The 17,189-nt window shown below is 72.8% G+C and carries 18 protein-coding genes and 1 pseudogene; 10 read left to right on the plus strand and 9 right to left on the minus strand.

Annotated elements, in window-relative coordinates; translation table 11 throughout:
• Positions 1 to 4: 4 nt before the first annotated feature.
• Positions 5 to 925: a TIGR03854 family LLM class F420-dependent oxidoreductase gene (locus HF577_RS21790; RefSeq protein ID WP_169397781.1), complete on the plus strand. Its 921-nt coding sequence runs from the start codon at positions 5 to 7 to the stop codon at positions 923 to 925.
• A gap of 17 nt (positions 926 to 942) precedes the next feature.
• Here the strand turns inward: HF577_RS21790 and HF577_RS21795 are convergent, their stop codons facing one another.
• Together HF577_RS21795 and HF577_RS21800 are read right to left on the minus strand one after the other, a co-directional pair.
• Positions 943 to 1,275, minus strand: coding sequence for a DUF3817 domain-containing protein (locus HF577_RS21795; protein WP_169397782.1), 333 nt, complete (start codon positions 1,273 to 1,275; stop codon positions 943 to 945).
• Between the two features lie 60 nt (positions 1,276 to 1,335).
• Positions 1,336 to 3,372, minus strand: coding sequence for a transglycosylase domain-containing protein (locus tag HF577_RS21800; protein WP_312859288.1), 2,037 nt, complete (start codon positions 3,370 to 3,372; stop codon positions 1,336 to 1,338).
• A 266-nt stretch (positions 3,373 to 3,638) separates the two neighbouring features.
• Here HF577_RS21800 and tatA point away from each other — a divergent pair, with 266 nt between their 5' ends.
• The 3 genes from tatA to HF577_RS21815 all read left to right on the plus strand — a co-directional run bounded on the left by tatA (position 3,639) and on the right by HF577_RS21815 (position 4,864).
• Positions 3,639 to 3,836, plus strand: a complete 198-nt coding sequence (tatA, locus tag HF577_RS21805; RefSeq protein WP_169397783.1) for a Sec-independent protein translocase subunit TatA — start codon at positions 3,639 to 3,641, stop codon at positions 3,834 to 3,836.
• 123 nt (positions 3,837 to 3,959) lie between these two features.
• Positions 3,960 to 4,154, plus strand: coding sequence for a hypothetical protein (locus tag HF577_RS21810; RefSeq protein WP_169397784.1), 195 nt, complete (start codon positions 3,960 to 3,962; stop codon positions 4,152 to 4,154).
• A gap of 56 nt (positions 4,155 to 4,210) precedes the next feature.
• On the plus strand, positions 4,211 to 4,864 hold the full coding sequence (locus tag HF577_RS21815; RefSeq protein WP_169397785.1) for a DUF4383 domain-containing protein: 654 nt from the start codon (positions 4,211 to 4,213) through the stop codon (positions 4,862 to 4,864).
• A gap of 14 nt (positions 4,865 to 4,878) precedes the next feature.
• Here the strand turns inward: HF577_RS21815 and HF577_RS21820 are convergent.
• Positions 4,879 to 6,421 (minus strand): annotated as a pseudogene (locus HF577_RS21820) (AMP-binding protein).
• A 134-nt stretch (positions 6,422 to 6,555) separates the two neighbouring features.
• Here HF577_RS21820 and HF577_RS21825 point away from each other — a divergent pair.
• Positions 6,556 to 7,842: an acyl-CoA dehydrogenase family protein gene (locus HF577_RS21825; RefSeq protein WP_169397786.1), complete on the plus strand. Its 1,287-nt coding sequence runs from the start codon at positions 6,556 to 6,558 to the stop codon at positions 7,840 to 7,842.
• 143 nt (positions 7,843 to 7,985) lie between these two features.
• Here HF577_RS21825 and HF577_RS21830 read toward each other — a convergent pair whose 3' ends face one another.
• Positions 7,986 to 8,957: an aldo/keto reductase gene (locus HF577_RS21830; RefSeq protein ID WP_211174650.1), complete on the minus strand. Its 972-nt coding sequence runs from the start codon at positions 8,955 to 8,957 to the stop codon at positions 7,986 to 7,988.
• Positions 8,958 to 9,024: 67 nt separating this feature from the next.
• Here HF577_RS21830 and HF577_RS21835 point away from each other — a divergent pair, with 67 nt between their 5' ends.
• On the plus strand, positions 9,025 to 9,816 hold the full coding sequence (locus HF577_RS21835) for an META domain-containing protein (RefSeq protein WP_169397788.1): 792 nt from the start codon (positions 9,025 to 9,027) through the stop codon (positions 9,814 to 9,816).
• 10 nt (positions 9,817 to 9,826) lie between these two features.
• On the opposite strand, the gene HF577_RS21840 is transcribed toward HF577_RS21835, so the two are convergent.
• The gene (locus HF577_RS21840) at positions 9,827 to 9,994 is read right to left on the minus strand and encodes a hypothetical protein (protein WP_169397789.1); all 168 of its coding nucleotides are present in this window, start codon (positions 9,992 to 9,994) and stop codon (positions 9,827 to 9,829) included.
• 19 nt (positions 9,995 to 10,013) lie between these two features.
• Between HF577_RS21840 and HF577_RS21845 the strand changes: the two genes are divergently transcribed.
• Positions 10,014 to 10,757: a hypothetical protein gene (locus HF577_RS21845; RefSeq protein WP_312859287.1), complete on the plus strand. Its 744-nt coding sequence runs from the start codon at positions 10,014 to 10,016 to the stop codon at positions 10,755 to 10,757.
• 638 nt (positions 10,758 to 11,395) lie between these two features.
• Here the strand turns inward: HF577_RS21845 and HF577_RS21850 are convergent.
• Positions 11,396 to 12,145 (minus strand): enoyl-CoA hydratase-related protein, encoded by a 750-nt coding sequence (locus tag HF577_RS21850; protein WP_169397790.1) that lies wholly within the window; start codon positions 12,143 to 12,145, stop codon positions 11,396 to 11,398.
• Positions 12,146 to 12,423: 278 nt separating this feature from the next.
• On the opposite strand from HF577_RS21850, the gene HF577_RS21855 reads away from it, so the two are divergent.
• From HF577_RS21855 to HF577_RS21865, 3 genes are all read left to right on the plus strand, one after another.
• A complete protein-coding gene (locus HF577_RS21855; protein WP_169397791.1) occupies positions 12,424 to 12,762 on the plus strand; it encodes a histone-like nucleoid-structuring protein Lsr2 in 339 nt (112 codons plus the stop codon).
• Positions 12,763 to 12,821: 59 nt separating this feature from the next.
• The gene (locus HF577_RS21860) at positions 12,822 to 13,853 is read left to right on the plus strand and encodes a DUF3047 domain-containing protein (protein WP_169397792.1); all 1,032 of its coding nucleotides are present in this window, start codon (positions 12,822 to 12,824) and stop codon (positions 13,851 to 13,853) included.
• Between the two features lie 93 nt (positions 13,854 to 13,946).
• Positions 13,947 to 14,324, plus strand: a complete 378-nt coding sequence (locus tag HF577_RS21865) for a nuclear transport factor 2 family protein (RefSeq protein ID WP_169397793.1) — start codon at positions 13,947 to 13,949, stop codon at positions 14,322 to 14,324.
• Positions 14,325 to 14,356: 32 nt separating this feature from the next.
• On the opposite strand, the gene HF577_RS21870 is transcribed toward HF577_RS21865, so the two are convergent.
• The 3 genes from HF577_RS21870 to HF577_RS21880 are packed head-to-tail and all read right to left on the minus strand — an operon-like array spanning position 14,357 to position 17,072.
• Positions 14,357 to 15,118, minus strand: coding sequence for a 3-hydroxyacyl-CoA dehydrogenase (locus HF577_RS21870; protein WP_169397794.1), 762 nt, complete (start codon positions 15,116 to 15,118; stop codon positions 14,357 to 14,359).
• Positions 15,119 to 15,170: 52 nt separating this feature from the next.
• The gene (locus tag HF577_RS21875; RefSeq protein WP_169397795.1) at positions 15,171 to 15,719 is read right to left on the minus strand and encodes a GNAT family N-acetyltransferase; all 549 of its coding nucleotides are present in this window, start codon (positions 15,717 to 15,719) and stop codon (positions 15,171 to 15,173) included.
• 18 nt (positions 15,720 to 15,737) lie between these two features.
• Positions 15,738 to 17,072, minus strand: a complete 1,335-nt coding sequence (locus tag HF577_RS21880; protein WP_246266925.1) for a hypothetical protein — start codon at positions 17,070 to 17,072, stop codon at positions 15,738 to 15,740.
• Positions 17,073 to 17,189 lie beyond the last annotated feature (117 nt).

The raw sequence follows: 17,189 nt of genomic DNA on the forward strand, positions 1-17,189 counted from the left end.
TGCCGTGAAGGTGCGCATCGGGATCGGGTCACTGCCACTCGCATCCGGGCCGGGTCCCGGTCCTGAGCTCGCCGAGCTGATCGACGAGCTCGAGACCCGCGACATCGACTCGCTCTGGCTCGCCGACACGGCGTCCGCCCCGACGATCGATCCCGTCGTCGGCATGGCGTTCGCCGCGGGCCGCACCCGCAACCTCAAGCTGGGCACCGGCGTACTGGTGCTCCCCGGGCGCAACCCCGCCCTCGTCGCCGCCCAGCTGGCGTCACTGGCCGCGCTCGCCCCCCGGCGGATCCTGCCGGCGTTCGGGGTGCGGTCGGCCACCCCGGCCGACCGTGGCCTCTACCCGGTGCCCGACGGTGCCCGGGCCGCGCTGTTCGACGAGGCGCTCACGGTCGTGCGCCGGCTGCTCAGCGAGCCCCGCGTCACCCACCACGGGCGCTTCTTCCATCTCGACGACGCGTCCGTGGCCCCGTTGCCCTCCCGTCCGCTCGACCTGTGGCTGGGCGGCCGCGCCCCCGCCGGGCTGCGCCGGATCGGACGGCTCGCCGACGGCTGGCTCGGCAGCGTCGTCACTCCGGCGGAGGCCGGGGACGCGCGGGCCGAGATCGAGCGGGCCGCCGAGGAAGCGGGCCGGGAGATCGAGCAGGACCACTACGGCACGAACATCGCCGTCGTTCCGCCCGGCGCCGCCGACTCCGACGTCGACGCGGCACTCGCCCGCGTGGCGCGGCGGCGCTCGGACATCGACCCGGCGCTGCTGGTGCCCCGTGGCTGGGACGAGACCCGCGAGCAGGTGCGGCGGTTCGTCGAGGTCGGGCTGACGAAGTTCGTGATCCGCCCCGCGGTGCCGATCGCGTCGTGGCGCGGGTTCCTCGACCAGTTCAGCGCCGAGCTCGGCGGCCTGGAGGCCGAGCTCAGCTCCTGAGCGCCCGGCCCGCCCGGCTACTCGGCTGCGAGCGGGGCGGACAGCTGCCCGTTGCGCCGGGCGCGCCGCTCGAACCACAGGGTGGCGAGCGGCGGGATGCTCGCCACCAGCGCCAGTGCGGTGGTCGATGCGCTCCACCGGAACTCGCGCGCCACCATCAGGGTGATCACGACGTAGGCCAGGAAGAGCACCCCGTGGATCGGCCCGAACACGGTGACCCCGATGTCGTCGCGCACCACGACGTACTTGAAGAACATCCCGATCAGCAACCCGGCCCAGGAGCAGGCCTCGGCGATCGCGATGGCGCGGAAGACGAGGGCGCCCGTGGTCGGGGAGGAGAAGGCTGCCATGCCTTCACTCTGCCCGACGTCCTGCCCGCTGCTTCTACCGGGTGTCGAAGGTAACCCGGCCTACGAGTCCCGGCCCCTCAGGTACTCCGGTGCCGGCGCCGCCAGCGGCACGACAGGAGTGCCGGCGAGGATGTCGTTCGCCGCCTTGTAGAACGTGCGGGCCGGAGCGCCACCGCCGAAGAGCGTGCCGCTGGAGCAGGTGCTGGGCGGCGACCCGTCACAGATCGGCCGCGGGTTCCTGGAGTCGTCGAACACGATGGCCGCGCCCGCGAGCTGGGGCGTGGCGCCGACGAACGCCGCGGACTGGAAGATCTGCGTGGTCCCCGTCTTCGCCGAGGTCGGCCGGTGCCAGTCCTCCGCCGAGGCGGCAGCGGCCGACGTGCCGCCGGGCCCGTCGTCCTGGCTGAGACCGTTGGCGAGGGTGTCGGCCAGTGCGGGAGCCACGGCCTGGTTGCACGCCTGCTCCTTGATGGGCACCGGGTTGCCGTTCTCGTCGGTCACGGAGTCGATCGGCGTGGGCGGGCACCACATGCCGTGGCTCTGCAGCGTCGCGTCGACGTTGGCCAGCTCCAGGTCACTGGTCGGGGTCACGCCGAGCGTGAAGGACGCCTGCTTCTCCGCCTTCACGGTGTCGGCGATCGACAGCGCGCCCGGCTGGTCGCTCACCGCGTCGTTGAGCGAGGTCATGCCGAGCCGCAGCGCCATGTCGACGATGGGCGCGATGCCTGTGCTCTCCTCCAGCTTGACGAAGGCGGTGTTCGGCGACTCGGCGAGCGCCTTGGTGAGCGTCAGCTGCGGGGCGAGGGTCTCCTCGGCGTTGTGCACCGGGATGGCGTGGCCCGACCCGTCCTTGTAGATCGGGGAGACGTAGCCGCTCGGCGGGACGTCGATCACCGAGTCGATCCCGATGAGGCCCTGCTCCATCGCCGTGGCGGCGGTGAAGATCTTGTACACCGACCCGGCACCGAGGTTCTCGGGCTGGAAGGGCAACCCGTAGCTGGACTGGCCGGGACCGTTGCCGTAGGTGCGGTTCGCCACCATCGCCGTGATCCGGTGCTGGGACTGGCCCGGCTGCACGAACGAGAGCACGTCGGCCACGTGCGGTGTCGTCGGCGGCACCTGGCTGTCCACGGCGGCCTTGGCCTTGGCGAGCGCGTCGGGGTCGAGCGTGGTGCGCACCGTGTAGCCGCCGGAGGCGAGCTGCTCGGACGTGAACCCGGCCTGCTTCAAATAGCGCACCACGTAGGCGCAGAAGTAGCCCGCGTCACCGGCGGCGGTGCAGCCCTCGTCCGGCACGTCCGCGGTGGGGGAGACGCCGAGCGGGGACGCGGTGGCCGCAGCCGCGTCGGCGTCGTTGATCGAGCCGAGCTGGTGCATCTGCTGGATCACCACGTTGCGCCGCGCCGTGGCGGCGTCGGGGTGCTGGACCGGGTCGTACTGGGTGGGGCTCTGCACCATCCCGGCGAGCAGGGCCGCTTCGGGGATCGTCAGCTGCGCTGCGGTGGTGCCGAAGTACACCTGCGCCGCGGCCGCGACGCCGTAGGCACCGTGCCCGAAGTAGACGATGTCGAGGTAGCGGGTGAGGATCTCGTCCTTGCTCAGCTCGTTGTCGAGCTGCACCGCGAGCTCGGCCTCGTGGATCTTGCGCGCGAGGCTGGGCGCGATGGCCGCCTGGCGCTGGGCGTCGGTGGTGGCCGCGACGTACAGCTCGTAGTTCTTCACGTACTGCTGCGTGAGGGTCGAACCGCCCTGCTGGGCGCCGCCGCCGGCGTCGTTGACCAGGGCGCGGACGGTGCCGACCGGGTCCACGCCGCCGTGCTCGAAGAACCGCCGGTCCTCGATGGCGACGATCGCCGCCTTCATCGCGGGCGAGATCTGCGCGCTCGTGGCGGGGAGCCGGAACTGGTCGTAGAGGTACGCGATGGGTTTTCCGGTCGAATCGGTCACCGTGGTGACATCGGGAGTGTTCCCCGCGAGCAGCGCCGCCGGCGCGACATTGACCGATCCGCTACTGACCTGCGCGGCCAGCAGGCCGATGCCACCGACCACGGGAAAGGACATCACGGCCAGTACCACGGCCGCCACCACGCCCAACACTGCCAAACGCGCGCTCTTGCGGGTAACACTCACGCACTACATCTACCAGGGGCGATGCTGCCCTTGCAGAGCCGGGACAGCGCGGCACGGACCTCCGAAAATGGATCACCCACCCGTTGCGGACAATTCACCGACAGGCACTCCGGAATATTCCTGGACTTCCCGATGGGGGCACACTCGAGAGGTCCCTGCTGGAGCAGAGGACGACACTGCGGAAGACGGCGCAAGAACAGTGCCGGGAAGACGGCACAGCGAAAGGTGGAGAAATGGGCGAGCTCAGCCCCTGGCACTGGCTCATCGTGATCGGCGTGTTGGTTCTTCTGTTCGGTGCCAAGAAGCTGCCCGAGGCGGCGCGCGGACTGGGCCGGTCGGCGCGGATCCTCCAGGCCGAGCTGCGGGCCGGCACCACCCCGGCCACCGACCCCGAGCCCGGACGGCCCGCCGCGGGCGAGGAGAAGGAGTAGCCGGACACCGGCGGCCGCCCCGACGAGGACAGCGGTGCCGGCGCGGCCGTGGTGCGGTGACCGTGAGCCGGGCAACACCGCTCCGGTCACCCGAACCGGCTGATCAGGAGGACGATCGGGCTCATGACCCGATGGATCCCGGCTGTGCTCGGCGTGCTCATGATCTTCTTCGGGGCGGTGTGGACGCTGCAGGGGGCCAACCTGCTCCTCGGCAGCTTCATGACCGGGTCACGACTGTGGCTCGTGATCGGGCTGGTCCTGCTGATCGGCGGCATCGCGCTGCTCTCCCGCACGGTGCGCACCCGCGCCCGCCACTGAGCCGTTCGGGTCCAGATCGACTCGCGCTTGCCGCCCCCCGCGGTCACCATGTCCCCATGGACAAGGTGTGGCGCGATTCCCACAGTCGTCTCGACACCGTGCACCGCGTGGGCGCGGTCCTGTTCGGCCTGGGCCTGTGGGTCTTCGGCATCCTCGGCCTGGTGAACCGGCTCGACCCGTTCTCCCTCGACGGTGCCCCCGTGCTCGGCCTCTCGTCCAACGGCCTGCTGTCGGTGATCTCGCTGGTCGTGGGCGGGGTGCTGATCACGGCGGCCGTGCGCGGCGGGCGCACCGCGTCCACCGTGACCGTCACGGTGGGCACCCTGTTCGTCCTGTCCGGGCTGCTCAACGTGCTCGTGCTCGGCACCCCGTACAACCTGCTCGCGTTCCGCATGTCCAACGTGATCTTCAGCTTGGTCGCGGGTGCCCTCCTGCTGTTCCTCGGCGCCTACGGGAGGTTCACCGGCGGCCTGCCCGAGGACAACCAGTACCGGGCAGAACGCCGCAGTCCCGACGACACCGCCGACGTCCCGCTGCCGACCGTCTTCCGCGACGCGGGTGACGTCATCGCGGCACGGGAGCTCGCCGAGGCCGAGCGGGCCGTCGCCCAGCACGCGGCGTCGGCGGCACAGGCCAACGGAGTGGCGGCAGCGATGCGGTCCCGGCGGGCCGAGGACCGCGTGCAGGCCTGGCGGGCCAGCGCCTCCTGAGCACTCCCGGGCCGTCAGCGGCCTCGGTCCCGCAGCACGAACTTCTGGATCTTGCCGGTGGAGGTCTTGGGCAGCTCCCCGAAGACCACGAGCTTCGGGGCCTTGAACCGTGCCAGGCGCTCCCTCACGTGGTCGATGATCTCGGCCTCGGTGGCGCTCGCGCCCTCCTGCAGCGTGACGTAGGCGACCGGCACCTCACCCCACCGCTCGTCCGGCGCCGCGACCACCGCGACCTCCCGCACCGCCGCGTGCTCCGCGATCGCCTGCTCCACCTCGACGGACGCGATGTTCTCCCCGCCGGAGATGATCACGTCCTTGCTCCGGTCGCGCAGCTCCACGTACCCGTCGGGGTGCAGCACTCCGAGGTCCCCGGTGCGGAACCAGCCGTCCGGCGCCGCCGCGGCCGTGGCCAGCGGGTCGTGCAGATAGCCGAGCATCACGTTGTTGCCGCGCAGGGCGATCTCGCCCACCGTCGTGGCGTCCGCCGGGACGTCGGCGCCGTCCGCGTCCACCACCCGCGCCCGGCACGAGATCATGTTGGCCACGCCCTGGCGCGCCTTCAGCCGGGCCTGCTCCGTGGCGTCGAGGTCGTTCCACTCCGGGCGCCAGTCGCAGATCATCACCGGCCCGAACGTCTCGGTCAGCCCGTAGAGGTGGGTGACGTCGAAGCCCAGCTCCCCCATCCGCCGCAGGATCGCCGGGCTCGGCGGGGCACCACCGGTGGCCACCCGCACCGGCGGGCCGTCGAGCGGGGCCGCCTCCGGTGCGTACGCGAGCATCGAGAGCACGGTGGGCGCCCCGTTGAGATGGGTGACCCCTTCCTCCCGGATGAGCCGCCACACCTGCGCGGGCTCCACCTTCGGCAGGCAGACGTGCGTGGCGCCCGCCGCGGTGACCGCCCACGGGAAGCACCAGCCGTTGCAGTGGAACATCGGCAGCGTCCACAGGTGCACCGCCGACGGGGAGAGCCCGGTGTGCCCGGCCATCGCCAGCGCCTGCAGGTAGGCCCCGCGGTGGTGGTACATCACGCCCTTGGGCCGCCCGGTCGTCCCCGAGGTGTAGTTGATCGAGAGCAGCGAGCGCTCGTCGGTGGGCGTCACCGCCTGCGGGACGGCCGCGGCCAGTAGCTCCTCGTACCGCTCCCCCGCCCGGACCCGCACCGGCGGCGTGGTTGCGGCCCGGTCGAGCCTGCCCACCACGTCGGCGACCAGGTCGTCGAACATCGGGTCGTGGACGAGGACCCCCGCCCCGGAGTGCTCCAGGATGTAGGCCACCTCCGCCGCCGCCAGCCGGGTGTTCAGCGCGACCAGCGGCACCCCCGCCCACGGCACCCCGAAGTGCGCCTCGAGCAGCACGTGCGTGTTCGGTGCCAGCACCGCCACCCGGGCGGCCCGCCGCGAGCGGGGCCAGCGCACCCGCGAGCTGCCGGCAGCGCCGGTGCAGCTCCTCGTAGGTCCACCGCTGGGCGCCGTCGACCACCGCGGTGCGGTCGCCGTGCGCGGCTGCGGCCCGATCGAGGTACGACACCGGTGTCAGCGGCTCGAACGAGAGGTCCACGCCGTCAGCATCTCCTGGCCGGCCCGCCGACCGCACTCCCTGGCCCGGCAGGGTCACTGTCCTCGAGCCGATCTCCGGGGCACGATGGCCCGGAGGGATCGAGCGGTCCCGGCGACGATGCGGAGGCACGGACCATGGCGTGGGACTTCTCGACGGAACCCGAGTTCGAGACACAGCTCGAGTGGATGCGCGAGTTCGTCCGCACGGAGATCATCCCGTTGGAGACCCTCGACCTGGACCGCGCGACATTCGCCCGGATCACCGCCCCGCTCAAGGAGCAGGTGAAGGAGCGCGGGCTGTGGGCGGCGCACCTGCCCCCCGAGCTCGGCGGCGGCGGGTTCGGGCAGGTCAAACTGGGGTTGATGCACGAGATCCTCGGACAGTGCCGCTACGCGCCGGGCATCTTCGGCAACCAGGCGCCCGACTCCGGCAACGCGGAGCTGCTCGCCATCGGCGGCACCCCGGAGCAGAAGGAACGCTTCATGTACCCGCTGCTGCGCGGGGAGCTGCGCAGCTGCTTCTCGATGACCGAGCCGGGCGCGGGAGCGGACCCGACCCTGCTGTCCACGCGGGCCGTGCTCGACGGGGACGAGTACGTGATCAACGGCCACAAGTGGTTCTCGTCGAACGCCTCCCACGCCGACTTCCTCATCGTCATGGCCGTGACCGATCCGGACGTGTCGGCCTACCAGGGGTCGTCGATGTTCGTCGTGCCCGTCGACACGCCCGGGGTGCAGATCCTGCGGGACATCCCGGTGATGGACCACCCCACGATCGGCGGGGAGCTCTACGGCGGGCACGCCGAGATCCTCTACACCGACGTGCGCGTGCCGAAGGAGAACCTCGTCGGCAGCCCCGGTGACGGTTTCCGGCTCGCCCAGCAGCGGCTCGGTCCGGGCCGGATCCACCACGCGATGCGCTGGCTCGGACAGTCGAAGCGGGCGTTCGACATGCTGTGCGAGCGTGCCGTCAGCCGCTACACCCACGGGTCGGTGCTGGCCGAGAAGCAGATGGTGCAGGACTGGGTGGCCACCTCGGCCGCCGAGATGCAGGCGGCCCGGCTCATGACGCTGCACGCCGCCTGGACGATGGACCAGGTGGGGGCGGCCAACGCTCGCGTCGAGATCGCCATGATCAAGTACTGGGGCGCGAAGGTGCTCCACGACGTGATCGACCGGGCGATCCAGGTGCACGGGTCGCTCGGGTTCTCGGGCGACCTGCCGCTCGAGTCGATGTACCGGGCCGCCCGCGCGGCCCGGATCTACGACGGCCCCGACGAGGTGCACAAGACCACCGTGGCCCGCCGGATCCTGCGCGGCTACACCCCGGCCGACGTCCCCACCGAACACATCCCCACCCGCGCCGAGGCGGCCCGGACGAAGTTCGCGGAGTACCTGGAGGGCGCCACCGCGAACCTCTGACCCCGCGAGTCGCCCGTTCTGCGTGCGCGAGTCGCCCGTTCTGCGTGCGCGAGTCGCCCGATTTCGCCCCGCGAGTCGCCCGGTACCGGCGCTGCTCGGGCGTCGGGGGAACCCGATGCCCGAGCGCGTTGCGGCCTACCGGCCTACCAGCGGTCGTGCACGTGCGGGCGGACCAGCTCGTCGTAGACCTCGCGGACCGCGGCGTGCACCTGCTCCCCCAGTGGCGCGAGGTCGGCGGCGGATGCGTTCCCCCGGGCCTGCTCGGCGTTGCGGGCGCCCGGGATCACCACGGTGACCTGTGGCAGGTCGACGATCCAGCGCAGCGCGAACTGCGCCATCGTCGCCTCGGCCGGCACCAGCGCCCGCAGCCGCTCGACGGCCTCCAGGCCGACCTCGAACGGCACGCCGGCGAACGTCTCGCCCACGTCGAAGGCCTCGCCGTGCCGGTTGTAGGTGCGGTGGTCGTCGGCGCCGAAGGTGGTGGCCGCGGTGTAGCGCCCCGACAGCAGACCGGACGCGAGCGGCACCCTGGCGATGATCGCGACCCCGGCCTCTGCGGCCGCGGGCAGCACCTGCTCGAGCGGCTTCTGCCGCAGGGCGTTGAGGATGATCTGCACGCTCGCCACGCCGGGCCGGGCGATCGCGGTGAGCGCCTCGTCCACCCGCTCGACGCTCACGCCGTACGCCGCGATCCGCTTGTCGGCGACCAGCTCGTCGAGCGCGTCGTAGACCTCGTCGCGGGAGTAGACGGCAGTGGGCGGGCAGTGCAGCTGCACGAGGTCCAGCGTGTCGACGCCGAGGTTGGCCCGGGAGCGGTCGTTCCAGGCCCGGAAGTTCTCCCGCGTGTAGTTCTCCGGCACCTGGTCGAGGCGCCTGCCCATCTTCGTGGCCACCGTCAGCTGCGCGTCGCCCCGCTCACGCAGGAACCGGCCGACAAGTGTCTCGCTGCGGCCGTCGCCGTAGACGTCGGCCGTGTCGAGGAAGGTCACACCCGTGTCGACGGCACCGTGCAGCACCGCGAGGGCGTCGGACTCGTCCACCTGCCCCCAGTCCGAGCCGAGCTGCCAACACCCCAGCCCGACGACACCGACCTCACGTCCCAGCCGCTTCGCCATTCGCTTCTCCACCCACTGAGCCTAGGCTCCGTGCAACCGGGCACCCCCTCGGCTCCGTCCTCACGGCATGCGCCCCGTGCAGATCGTGATCGGGCTGGCGCTCGTGGCGGTGACCGCCTGCGGGCAGCCGGTGGTCCCGGCGGGAGGAGGTGGACCCGTGGACGTCGCGGAGCTGGTCGGCAGCTGGTCGGTGAGCGGCACCGGGATCGAGGACTCGGTGCTCGTCCTCGACAGCCACCGGTTCGAGGTGCGCGCGGGCCGCGACGTCCGGTACGGCGGCTGGCGCGCCGACTCGTCCGGTCTGTTCGTGGCGCACGTGTCCACCGCGGGCGGTGAGTGGCCGCCCGACCTGTCCACGCCGCCGTGGTTGGAGGCGGCCACCGCCGTCACGCGCGCGGGCTCCGATCTCGTGCTGCTCGACGCTGCCGGCGAGCCGACGGCGCGGCTGTCCCCGCAGCCCGGGCCACCGCCACCCCCCGGAGGGCCCGCCGGACACTTCGGCCCGGCGGCGCCGTTGCCGCCCGGCGTGGAGCCGGTGGAGCCGCCCCGGCTGGTCGGGCGCTGGGAGATCACCGACCGCGCACGAGCAGCCCGGGCGCCGGAGCCACCGCATGCCGACCTGGCGGCGGCGGGCTCCTGGACCGGCTCGGACGGCTGCAACGGCGGCGCCGGCCGGTGGGTGAGCGGTCCGCGCGGCGTTCTCCTGGCCACCTGCGGCCCGATGACGCTGAGGGGCTGCGACGGCATGGTCGGCGTTCCCGGCTGGCTGGCGAGATCCGCGCGGGCCGGGTTCGACGGCGCGACGCTCGTGCTGTTCGACGTGGACGGGCGCGAGCTCGGCCGGCTGGTCCGGCCCTGACGGCGCGGGGTCAGCCGGGCTCGCGGCGGCCGGCGGCCTCGGCGACCCGTTCATGGAGCCGGCCCCGGATCTCCTCCGGCGTGTAGGCCCGCCTGCGCCGCTCGGCGCGGACCGTGACGGCCCCGGTCGCCGCGACCCCCGCGAGGCCGGCGAGCCCCAGCCACTTCCACCAGCGCATGGTGGTTAACCTACCGGCCGTGCCGGCCAGCGTGATCACCCTCGACCGGGCGTGCGAGCTGGCCCGCACCGGCGACGTCTGGATCTTCCGTGGCCGCAGCCCGGCCGACCGGGCCATCCGCGGGATCACCAACGCCCCGGTCAACCACGTGGGCATGGCACTGGTCGTCGACGACCTGCCGCCCCTGATGTGGCACGCCGAGCTGGGCCGGTCGCTTCCCGACCTGTGGTCGGGCACGCACCAGCGCGGCGTCCAGCTGCACGACCTGCGCGACGCGGTGCTGCAGTGGGGGCACCGCTACGACCAGCGGGCCTGGTTGCGGCAGCTGGACGGCCCGCTCAGCCGGGACATGGAGGACGCGGCCCTGCGCACGGTGGCGCGGCTCGACGGCACCCCGTTCCCCTCCACCGCCCGCCTGGCCGGTCGCTGGCTCCGGGGCCGGCTGCCCGCGCTGCGGCGCCCCGGCGGAGACGGCGACGGCCGGGCGGAGCCGGCGCCGGGCCCGGAGACGGCCTACTGCGCCGAGGTCGTGGCGGTCACCTACGAGGAGATGGGTCTGCTGGCCGGGCACCGCAGCCCCAGCTGGTACGACCCCGGGCGCTTCTGGAGCGGTGACGAGCTGGACCTGGTGCCCGGTTTCCAGCTGGGCGGGGAGATCGCGGTGACGCTCCCCCCTGCTCCCGCGCGGCCCCGCGCCGCGGCGACGCCGCCCCGCCGGGCGTGGCGCCCGGCACTGCGGCTCCGGCGGCACCGGACCGCCTGAATCCGCCCGCTCCGTTGCAGTAGCCCGTGGCGGCGAACGGCAGGGCACCGCGACTTCCGGCGGCCACCCCTTCCGGCGCCCGATCCGCAGCGCCATTCCGCGTACCCAAACGGACGTCCTCTATCAGGCGCCGACAGCCGCCATTCCAGCCCTCGCGTAGCGCGCAGCCGCTCGGCGCCACATCGCCCGTGGCGAGCCGATCGGGCCCGTAACCGGTGGCACCGATGGGCCGCCACCGGCGAGACCGTTCTGTCTCATCGATCGGTGCATCCATCGGTGAAGTTGTGAATCCGCTGTGGCAAACCACGCGCCGAGCTTCATCGAAACGCGCCGTTTCGATTAAGGTGCACCGACAACGGTTCGCGGCCCGGACGGGCGCGACTCAATGGTCGTCCGGGACGGCCGGCGCACCGCGGTTGCCGCACCGCCCGGACACCACAACGGACGCGTCACATCCGGGGGCCACATCTCGGGGTCACGTCCGGATAGATCACGGCCACAAGGACGGATCACAAGGCTCGGCACAACGGGGCCCGCATCGACGTCGGACGCCCGACCGTCAACTCGGGACGGTCGAGTCGAGACCGTCATCTTCCTGGGGACACCCCCCGATGGCGAGCGGATTATTTGCGGCGGAGTCATCGGCCGTTCCACCGCGGCGGACGCTTCTCACGGAAGGCCGCCACCCCTTCGGCGGCATCCTGCGACTCGTTCACCGCAATCTGGGCCCGTTCCGTGGCGGCCCATCCGAGAGCGTCCTCGGCGGCCACCACCGCGGCCATGGCACCCAGCGTGGCACTCTGCGCCACCGGCGCATTGGCACAGACGCGCTCCGCGAGAACAAGCGCGGCTTCCTCTGCTTCCCCGGGCTCTACCAGCGCGTTGACCAGGCCGAGCGTCCATGCGCGCTCGGCGCCCAACGGCTCGCCGGTCAGCAACATCTCGGTGGCGACGTTGCGCGGCAGCGCCCGCTGCGCCCGGAAAAGGGCACCGCAGTTCGCGATCAGCCCGCGTGCGGTCTCCGGAAGCGCGAACCGCGCGGTCCGTGCAGCCACCACGAGATCGCAGGCCAGTACGAGCTCGAACCCACCTCCGTAGGCGATTCCCTCGACGGCTGCCACCAACGGGGTGCGCCGGTCGCGCCGGACCACGCCGTAGTTGCCCCCTCTTTCGGTGGGGGGACCCGCGCCATCGGTGAGGTCGGTGCCCGCCGAGAATGCCAACGGGGTTCCGGCGAGCACGCCTGCCCACAGGTCCGGATCATCGTCCAACTCGTTCAAGGCAGCGTCCAGAGCAGCCGTCATACCCTGGTCGATCGCGTTGCGCTTGGCCGGGCGCTCCATCCGGACCAGCAGGATTCGCCCTCGCCGTTCGACCGTCACACCCACGGTTCGAGCCTAGTCGGCCGGGGCCGCGCAGCGGCAACTAGTGGCCTGACCGGCTCTTTTCCGGCATCGGCGATCCCATTCGGTCGGAATGGCCCGGGCCGCCGGGGGCAGCGGGTGGGCCCGGCCGGCACGGATCCGTCCCACCCCGATCGACAATGGGCACCTCACTCCTTTATTATCGTCTCGCAATTGCCACCCACCCCTGTTCGGAACCGCGGAACCCTCGTACCACAGCGAGGGTGCCCCGGCGTACCCGGAGCCCCTGAAAGGCAGCGCACATGGCGAAGCAGACAACGGTCACCCTCGTCGACGACCTCGATGGCAGCGAGGCCGAGGAGCAGATCGAGTTCGCGATGGACGGCAAGGCCTACGAGATCGACCTCTCGGCGGCCAATAGCGCCAGATTGCGCACGGCCCTCGAGCCCTTCATTTCCGCTGCCCGGCGCACCGGCGGCCGTCGTCGTTCGGGCGCCACCGCCGTCGCGGCCGCTCGTCCCAGCACCGACCGCGAGCAGAACCAGGCCATTCGGGAATGGGCGCAGGCGCAGGGGATGAAGATCTCGGAGCGGGGCCGCATCCCGTCCAACGTGCTCGAGGCGTACCACCAGAGCCACTGACGCGCTCACGGAACAGCTGATGGGGCCCGCCGCGCCGGGCGATCTGCCACAGTAGGGCGATGATCGAACCGGCGGCGGTGCACCTGGTGCTGCCGGGCGACGCCCCCTCGTGGACCGGCACCGGCATCGAGGTACGCCGCGGCGACCGCGTCACGCTGCTCGGCTCGGGCCGCATCAGCTGGTCACCGACCCACTGGGGCGGCCCGAAGTACCACCTGTGGGGCCGCGTTCCCGGCGGAGAGATCTTCGGCTGCACCCAGGACACCACCACCGTGGTCGTCGACAGCTCAGGCCCCCTGGAGCTCTGCGTCCACCTGGGCACCTGGGCGGACCGGTCGGGCACACTCGTCACGAGCGCGTGTGCCGACGACTTCTCGGGGCAGCACCGCGGGTCGCTGGCGGTCACGGTGCTGCACTGGCCGCGGGGCGCCGACCCGGTCGACGGCCTGGCGGCGCTGCGGCCCACCACGGCCGACCCGCAGCTCGCCGCCGCCGAGCGGCGCAGGCTGCTCGACCCTGTCGTGCCGCCCGCCGGCTGGTCCTACCTGCTGGCCCCCGGACCGGGGGACATCTACCGGCACGCCGTCACCGACGGCAGGCCGGCGATCGACGTCGTCTGCGACAACGCGGCGGGCGTCCTCGCGAAGGACGTCGACGTGGCCCTGCACGGCGACACCACCATCGAATGGAGCTGGCGGGTCGAGGCGTTGCCCGGGGCCGCGCCGGAGAACACGACCTGGACGCACGACCTGCTCGGGATCACCGCGGTGTTCACGCCCGCGGCGCCGCGGCTCAACTGGTTCTGGAGCACTGCCCTCGAGCCCGAGGACGACACCTTCGGCTGCCCCGTCCCCGGCCGGGCCGGCCGCGAGACACACATCCCGGTGCGCAGAGGCCCGGCCGGGCTCGGCCGGTGGCGTCGCGAGTGCCGCGCCGTGCGGGCCGACCACGAGCGGTTCGTCGGCCCGGCACCGGCGCGCATCCGATCGCTGCAGCTGGTGGCGGTGAGCCACTTCGGCCACGGCACCGGCCGGGCCACGTTCCGCGACATCGTCCTGCAGAGTGGCGGCCGGCGCATCCAGGTGCTGTGACCTCCGGCCTTACCTCCGAGGTGATCGACCGGCCACCGCGGCCCGGGCGAAGGTCGTCCTGTCACCGTTCACCCGTGATCCGCGGAGGTCCCGATGTCCACCACCCCCACACCTGACACCCTCGTCCGGAACTACCTGGCGGCCTGGAACGAGACCGATCCGGCCGCCCGCCGCGCCGCCGTCGAGGCCGCCTTCACGCCCGACGTGCGCTACGTCGACCCCCTGGCCGACGTCACCGGCGCGGACGGGCTGGACGCACTGATCGCCGGTGCGCAGCAGCAGTTCCCGGGCATGGAGTTCCGGGCGGTCGGCGACGTCGACCGGCACCACGACGTGTGCCGGTTCCGCTGGGGCCTCGGCCCGGCGGGCGCCGAGCCGCTCGTGGTCGGCTTCGACGTGGTGGCCGTCGCCCCCGACGGTCGGATCGCCACCGTGCACGGCTTCCTGGACCGGGTCCCGGCCACCCTCTGACCGGAACGAGCGTGCGCGATCCGGAGGGGCCGTCAGCGCGGGCCCATCCGGATCGCGCCGTCGAGCCGGATCACCTCGCCGTTGAGCATGGGGTTGGCCACGATGTGCGCGGCGAGCGCCCCGAACTCGGCCGGTCGGCCCAGCCGGGCCGGGTGCGGCACCTGCCCGCCGAGCGACGCCCTGGCCTCCTCCGGCAGGCCGGCCAGGAGCGGCGTGTCGAACAGACCCGGAGCGATGGTCACCACCCGGATGTAGCTCGAGGCGAGATCACGGGCGATCGGGAGCGTCATGCCCACGACTCCGCCCTTCGAGGCGGAGTAGGCGGCCTGGCCGATCTGGCCGTCGAAGGCGGCGGCCGATGCGGTGTTGATGATGACACCGCGCTCCTCACCCACCGGCTCGTGCGCCACCATCCGTTCGGCGGCGAGCCGCAGCACGTTGAACGTGCCGATCAGGTTGATCTCGATGATGCGGGTGAAGTCGGCGAGGGGGAACACACCCTTGCGGCCGATCACCCGGATCGCGTTGCCGGTGCCGGCACAGTTGACCGCCACCCGCAGCGGGCCCAGCTCGTCGGCGACGTCGAGCGCGGCCGCCACGTCGCTCTCGCTGCGGACGTCGCCCGCCGCGAACCGCACCGCATCGCCGAGCTCCGCGGCCCGCTCCTCCCCCGGCGAGCCCGGCAGGTCGAGAAGCACGACCTTCGCACCTGCTGCCACGAGCACCTCCGCGGTGGCGAGCCCGAGCCCGGACGCGCCACCGGTGACCACGGCGACGCCGTCGGTGATCTCCACAGATCCTGCCTCCGTCCAACCGTCACAACTGACTGTTGATCTGGTGGTGCTGTCATACCACCGCGGCGCCGGGGGCCAGGAGCCGCCACACCACCTCGACACCCGCCTCCGCGGCGCTGCGCTCGTCCTGCGGTGGTCGCCGATCGACCTCGTCGAAGCCCAGCCGCCGCGGTATCGCGCCACTGGCGACGTTGGCGAGGTCGTGGACGATCTCGACCCGGTCGGCGCCGATGCGGAACGCCTCGGCCGTCAGCGCGGCGGCAGCGGCTGTGGCGTAGCCCCGCCCGAGGTGCGCGGGGTGGACCCAGTAGCCGATCTCGAAGCCACCCTGACCGATCCGGCTCATCATCGAGCAACTCCCGGCGACCACCGGCCCGGGAGCGACGATGGCGTAGTCGTAGTCGATGCCCCACTGCTCCTCGGTCCGGGAGAGGTAGGCCACCGCGTCAGCCGTCGAGTAGCCGCGCGCGGCCCAGGCCATCCACGGGGAGAGGTGCTCCAGCGACTCGCTCACCACGCGGTACAGGACCTCGGCGTCGGCGCGTCGCCACCGCCGCAGCACGACGGGACCCGAGGTGAGCTCGTCCGCCGCGGTCAGCACACGTCGATTCTGCCGGTGTCACCACACCGTGAGCAGCAGGTGGTTGACCAGCAACGCCAGCACCGCCTGGGCCACCAGCCACCAGCGCACGTGCCGGGGCGGCAGCAGCGCGCACCCCACCACCAGCCAGACCCCGAACGGCAGCCAGATCCGCTCGACCTCCGCCTTGCTGAGCCCGGACACGTCCGCCGCGAGCACCGCGACGACCGCGGCGGCGACCAGCAGGGCCGGTGCGAGCGGCAGCGACCGGGGCGCGGCGGCGAGCCTGCGGAGCCCGGCGAGGACCGCGGGGCCGGTGGCCAGTACCAGCGCGGCGAGGTTCGCCCACACGAAGTACTCGTACGGCCGGCCCGCGGCGGCGCTCGCCGCGTAGATGATCCGCAGCAGATGCAGGCCGGTGAACCACCAGAAGCCTGCGGCGGTGAACGCGGCGACCACGGCCAGCACGCCCGCCGTGGCCAGCGCGGCGGCCCGCCACCTCCGGGTCACCACCAGCACGGCCAGCGCGAGCAGCCCGCCCAGCACGAGCCCGTAGGAGAGGTAGAGCACGAACCCCAGCAGCAGGCCCCCGGCCACGGCCGCGACGTCGGCCCGCAGACCCCGCCGGGTCGCGCCGACCGCCAGCAGGGCGACGCCCCAGGCCAGCACGCCCGCGAACATCCCGTCCGCCGACACCCCCACCCACACGGCCCCGGGGAACAGCACGCCGAACGGCAGCGCCGACCGGGCGACGTCCTCCGATCCCAGCGCCCGCAGGGTCACGGCGACCGCCGCACAGGCCGACGCCCCGACCAGGATCACGGCGATCCCCGCCGGTCCGCCACCGCCCAGCCCGATCCGGTCCAGCCACACGAACAGCAGGAACACCCCGGGTGGGTGCGCCCCGACGTGCGTGGTCCAGTGCACGGGCTGGTCGGTGAGGATGAAGTCGGTGAAGGTCCGCAGCATCGCCGGGATGTCGGTGACCCGCGGGACGTCGTACAGGTACTCCTGGTCGGTGGCGAGCCGTCCCGCCACACCGACGGCCCATCCGTCGACGAGCGCCAGTCCGAGCGTCCAGACCACGGACGTGGCCCACGCGAGCAGCAGCAGGGGGCGCCAGGCCAGGCGCTGGGCGAGAGCCGGGCCGCGCGCCGCCAGGAGCACGCCGACGACGATCGCGACCGGTGTGCCCGGGCCGACGTGCGGTGCCCAGCTCGCGAGCAGCGGCGGGAAGCCGAGGAAGATGTCGAACGCGTCCCGGAGGAGCTGCCACCCCACCAGTGCGGCGGCCACGACGAGCGCCGCACCCGCCCCCACCGCGGCCAGGTCGAACGTCAGCCCGGCTCGCCGGATCCGCGTGTCCGGGAGCATGCGCGTCACGGGGACAGGATGCCGGAACCACCCCGCCCGGACCGCGCTGTGACGCGACCCGTTCGCAGCCGGTAAGGACCGGTCGGTGGGGCCCCCACCCCTGGCCCGGGCGACTCG

The sequence above is a fragment of the Pseudonocardia xinjiangensis genome (genome assembly GCF_012911925.1).
GTDB lineage: Bacteria > Actinomycetota > Actinomycetes > Mycobacteriales > Pseudonocardiaceae > Pseudonocardia > Pseudonocardia xinjiangensis.

Bases quoted from the DNA above. Each gene is read 5' to 3' on its own strand.
- HF577_RS21810 (WP_169397784.1), top strand. From the start codon at position 3,960: ATGACCCGATGGATCCCGGCTGTGCTCGGCGTGCTCATGATCTTCTTC.
- HF577_RS21825 (WP_169397786.1), top strand. From the start codon at position 6,556: ATGGCGTGGGACTTCTCGACGGAACCCGAGTTCGAGACACAGCTCGAG.
- HF577_RS21835 (WP_169397788.1), top strand. From the start codon at position 9,025: ATGCGCCCCGTGCAGATCGTGATCGGGCTGGCGCTCGTGGCGGTGACC.
- HF577_RS21795 (WP_169397782.1), bottom strand. From the start codon at position 1,275: ATGGCAGCCTTCTCCTCCCCGACCACGGGCGCCCTCGTCTTCCGCGCC.
- HF577_RS21880 (WP_246266925.1), bottom strand. From the start codon at position 17,072: ATGCTCCCGGACACGCGGATCCGGCGAGCCGGGCTGACGTTCGACCTG.
- HF577_RS21860 (WP_169397792.1), top strand. From the start codon at position 12,822: ATGATCGAACCGGCGGCGGTGCACCTGGTGCTGCCGGGCGACGCCCCC.
- HF577_RS21830 (WP_211174650.1), bottom strand. From the start codon at position 8,957: ATGGCGAAGCGGCTGGGACGTGAGGTCGGTGTCGTCGGGCTGGGGTGT.
- HF577_RS21865 (WP_169397793.1), top strand. From the start codon at position 13,947: ATGTCCACCACCCCCACACCTGACACCCTCGTCCGGAACTACCTGGCG.
- HF577_RS21855 (WP_169397791.1), top strand. From the start codon at position 12,424: ATGGCGAAGCAGACAACGGTCACCCTCGTCGACGACCTCGATGGCAGC.
- HF577_RS21840 (WP_169397789.1), bottom strand. From the start codon at position 9,994: ATGCGCTGGTGGAAGTGGCTGGGGCTCGCCGGCCTCGCGGGGGTCGCG.
- HF577_RS21815 (WP_169397785.1), top strand. From the start codon at position 4,211: ATGGACAAGGTGTGGCGCGATTCCCACAGTCGTCTCGACACCGTGCAC.
- tatA (WP_169397783.1), top strand. From the start codon at position 3,639: ATGGGCGAGCTCAGCCCCTGGCACTGGCTCATCGTGATCGGCGTGTTG.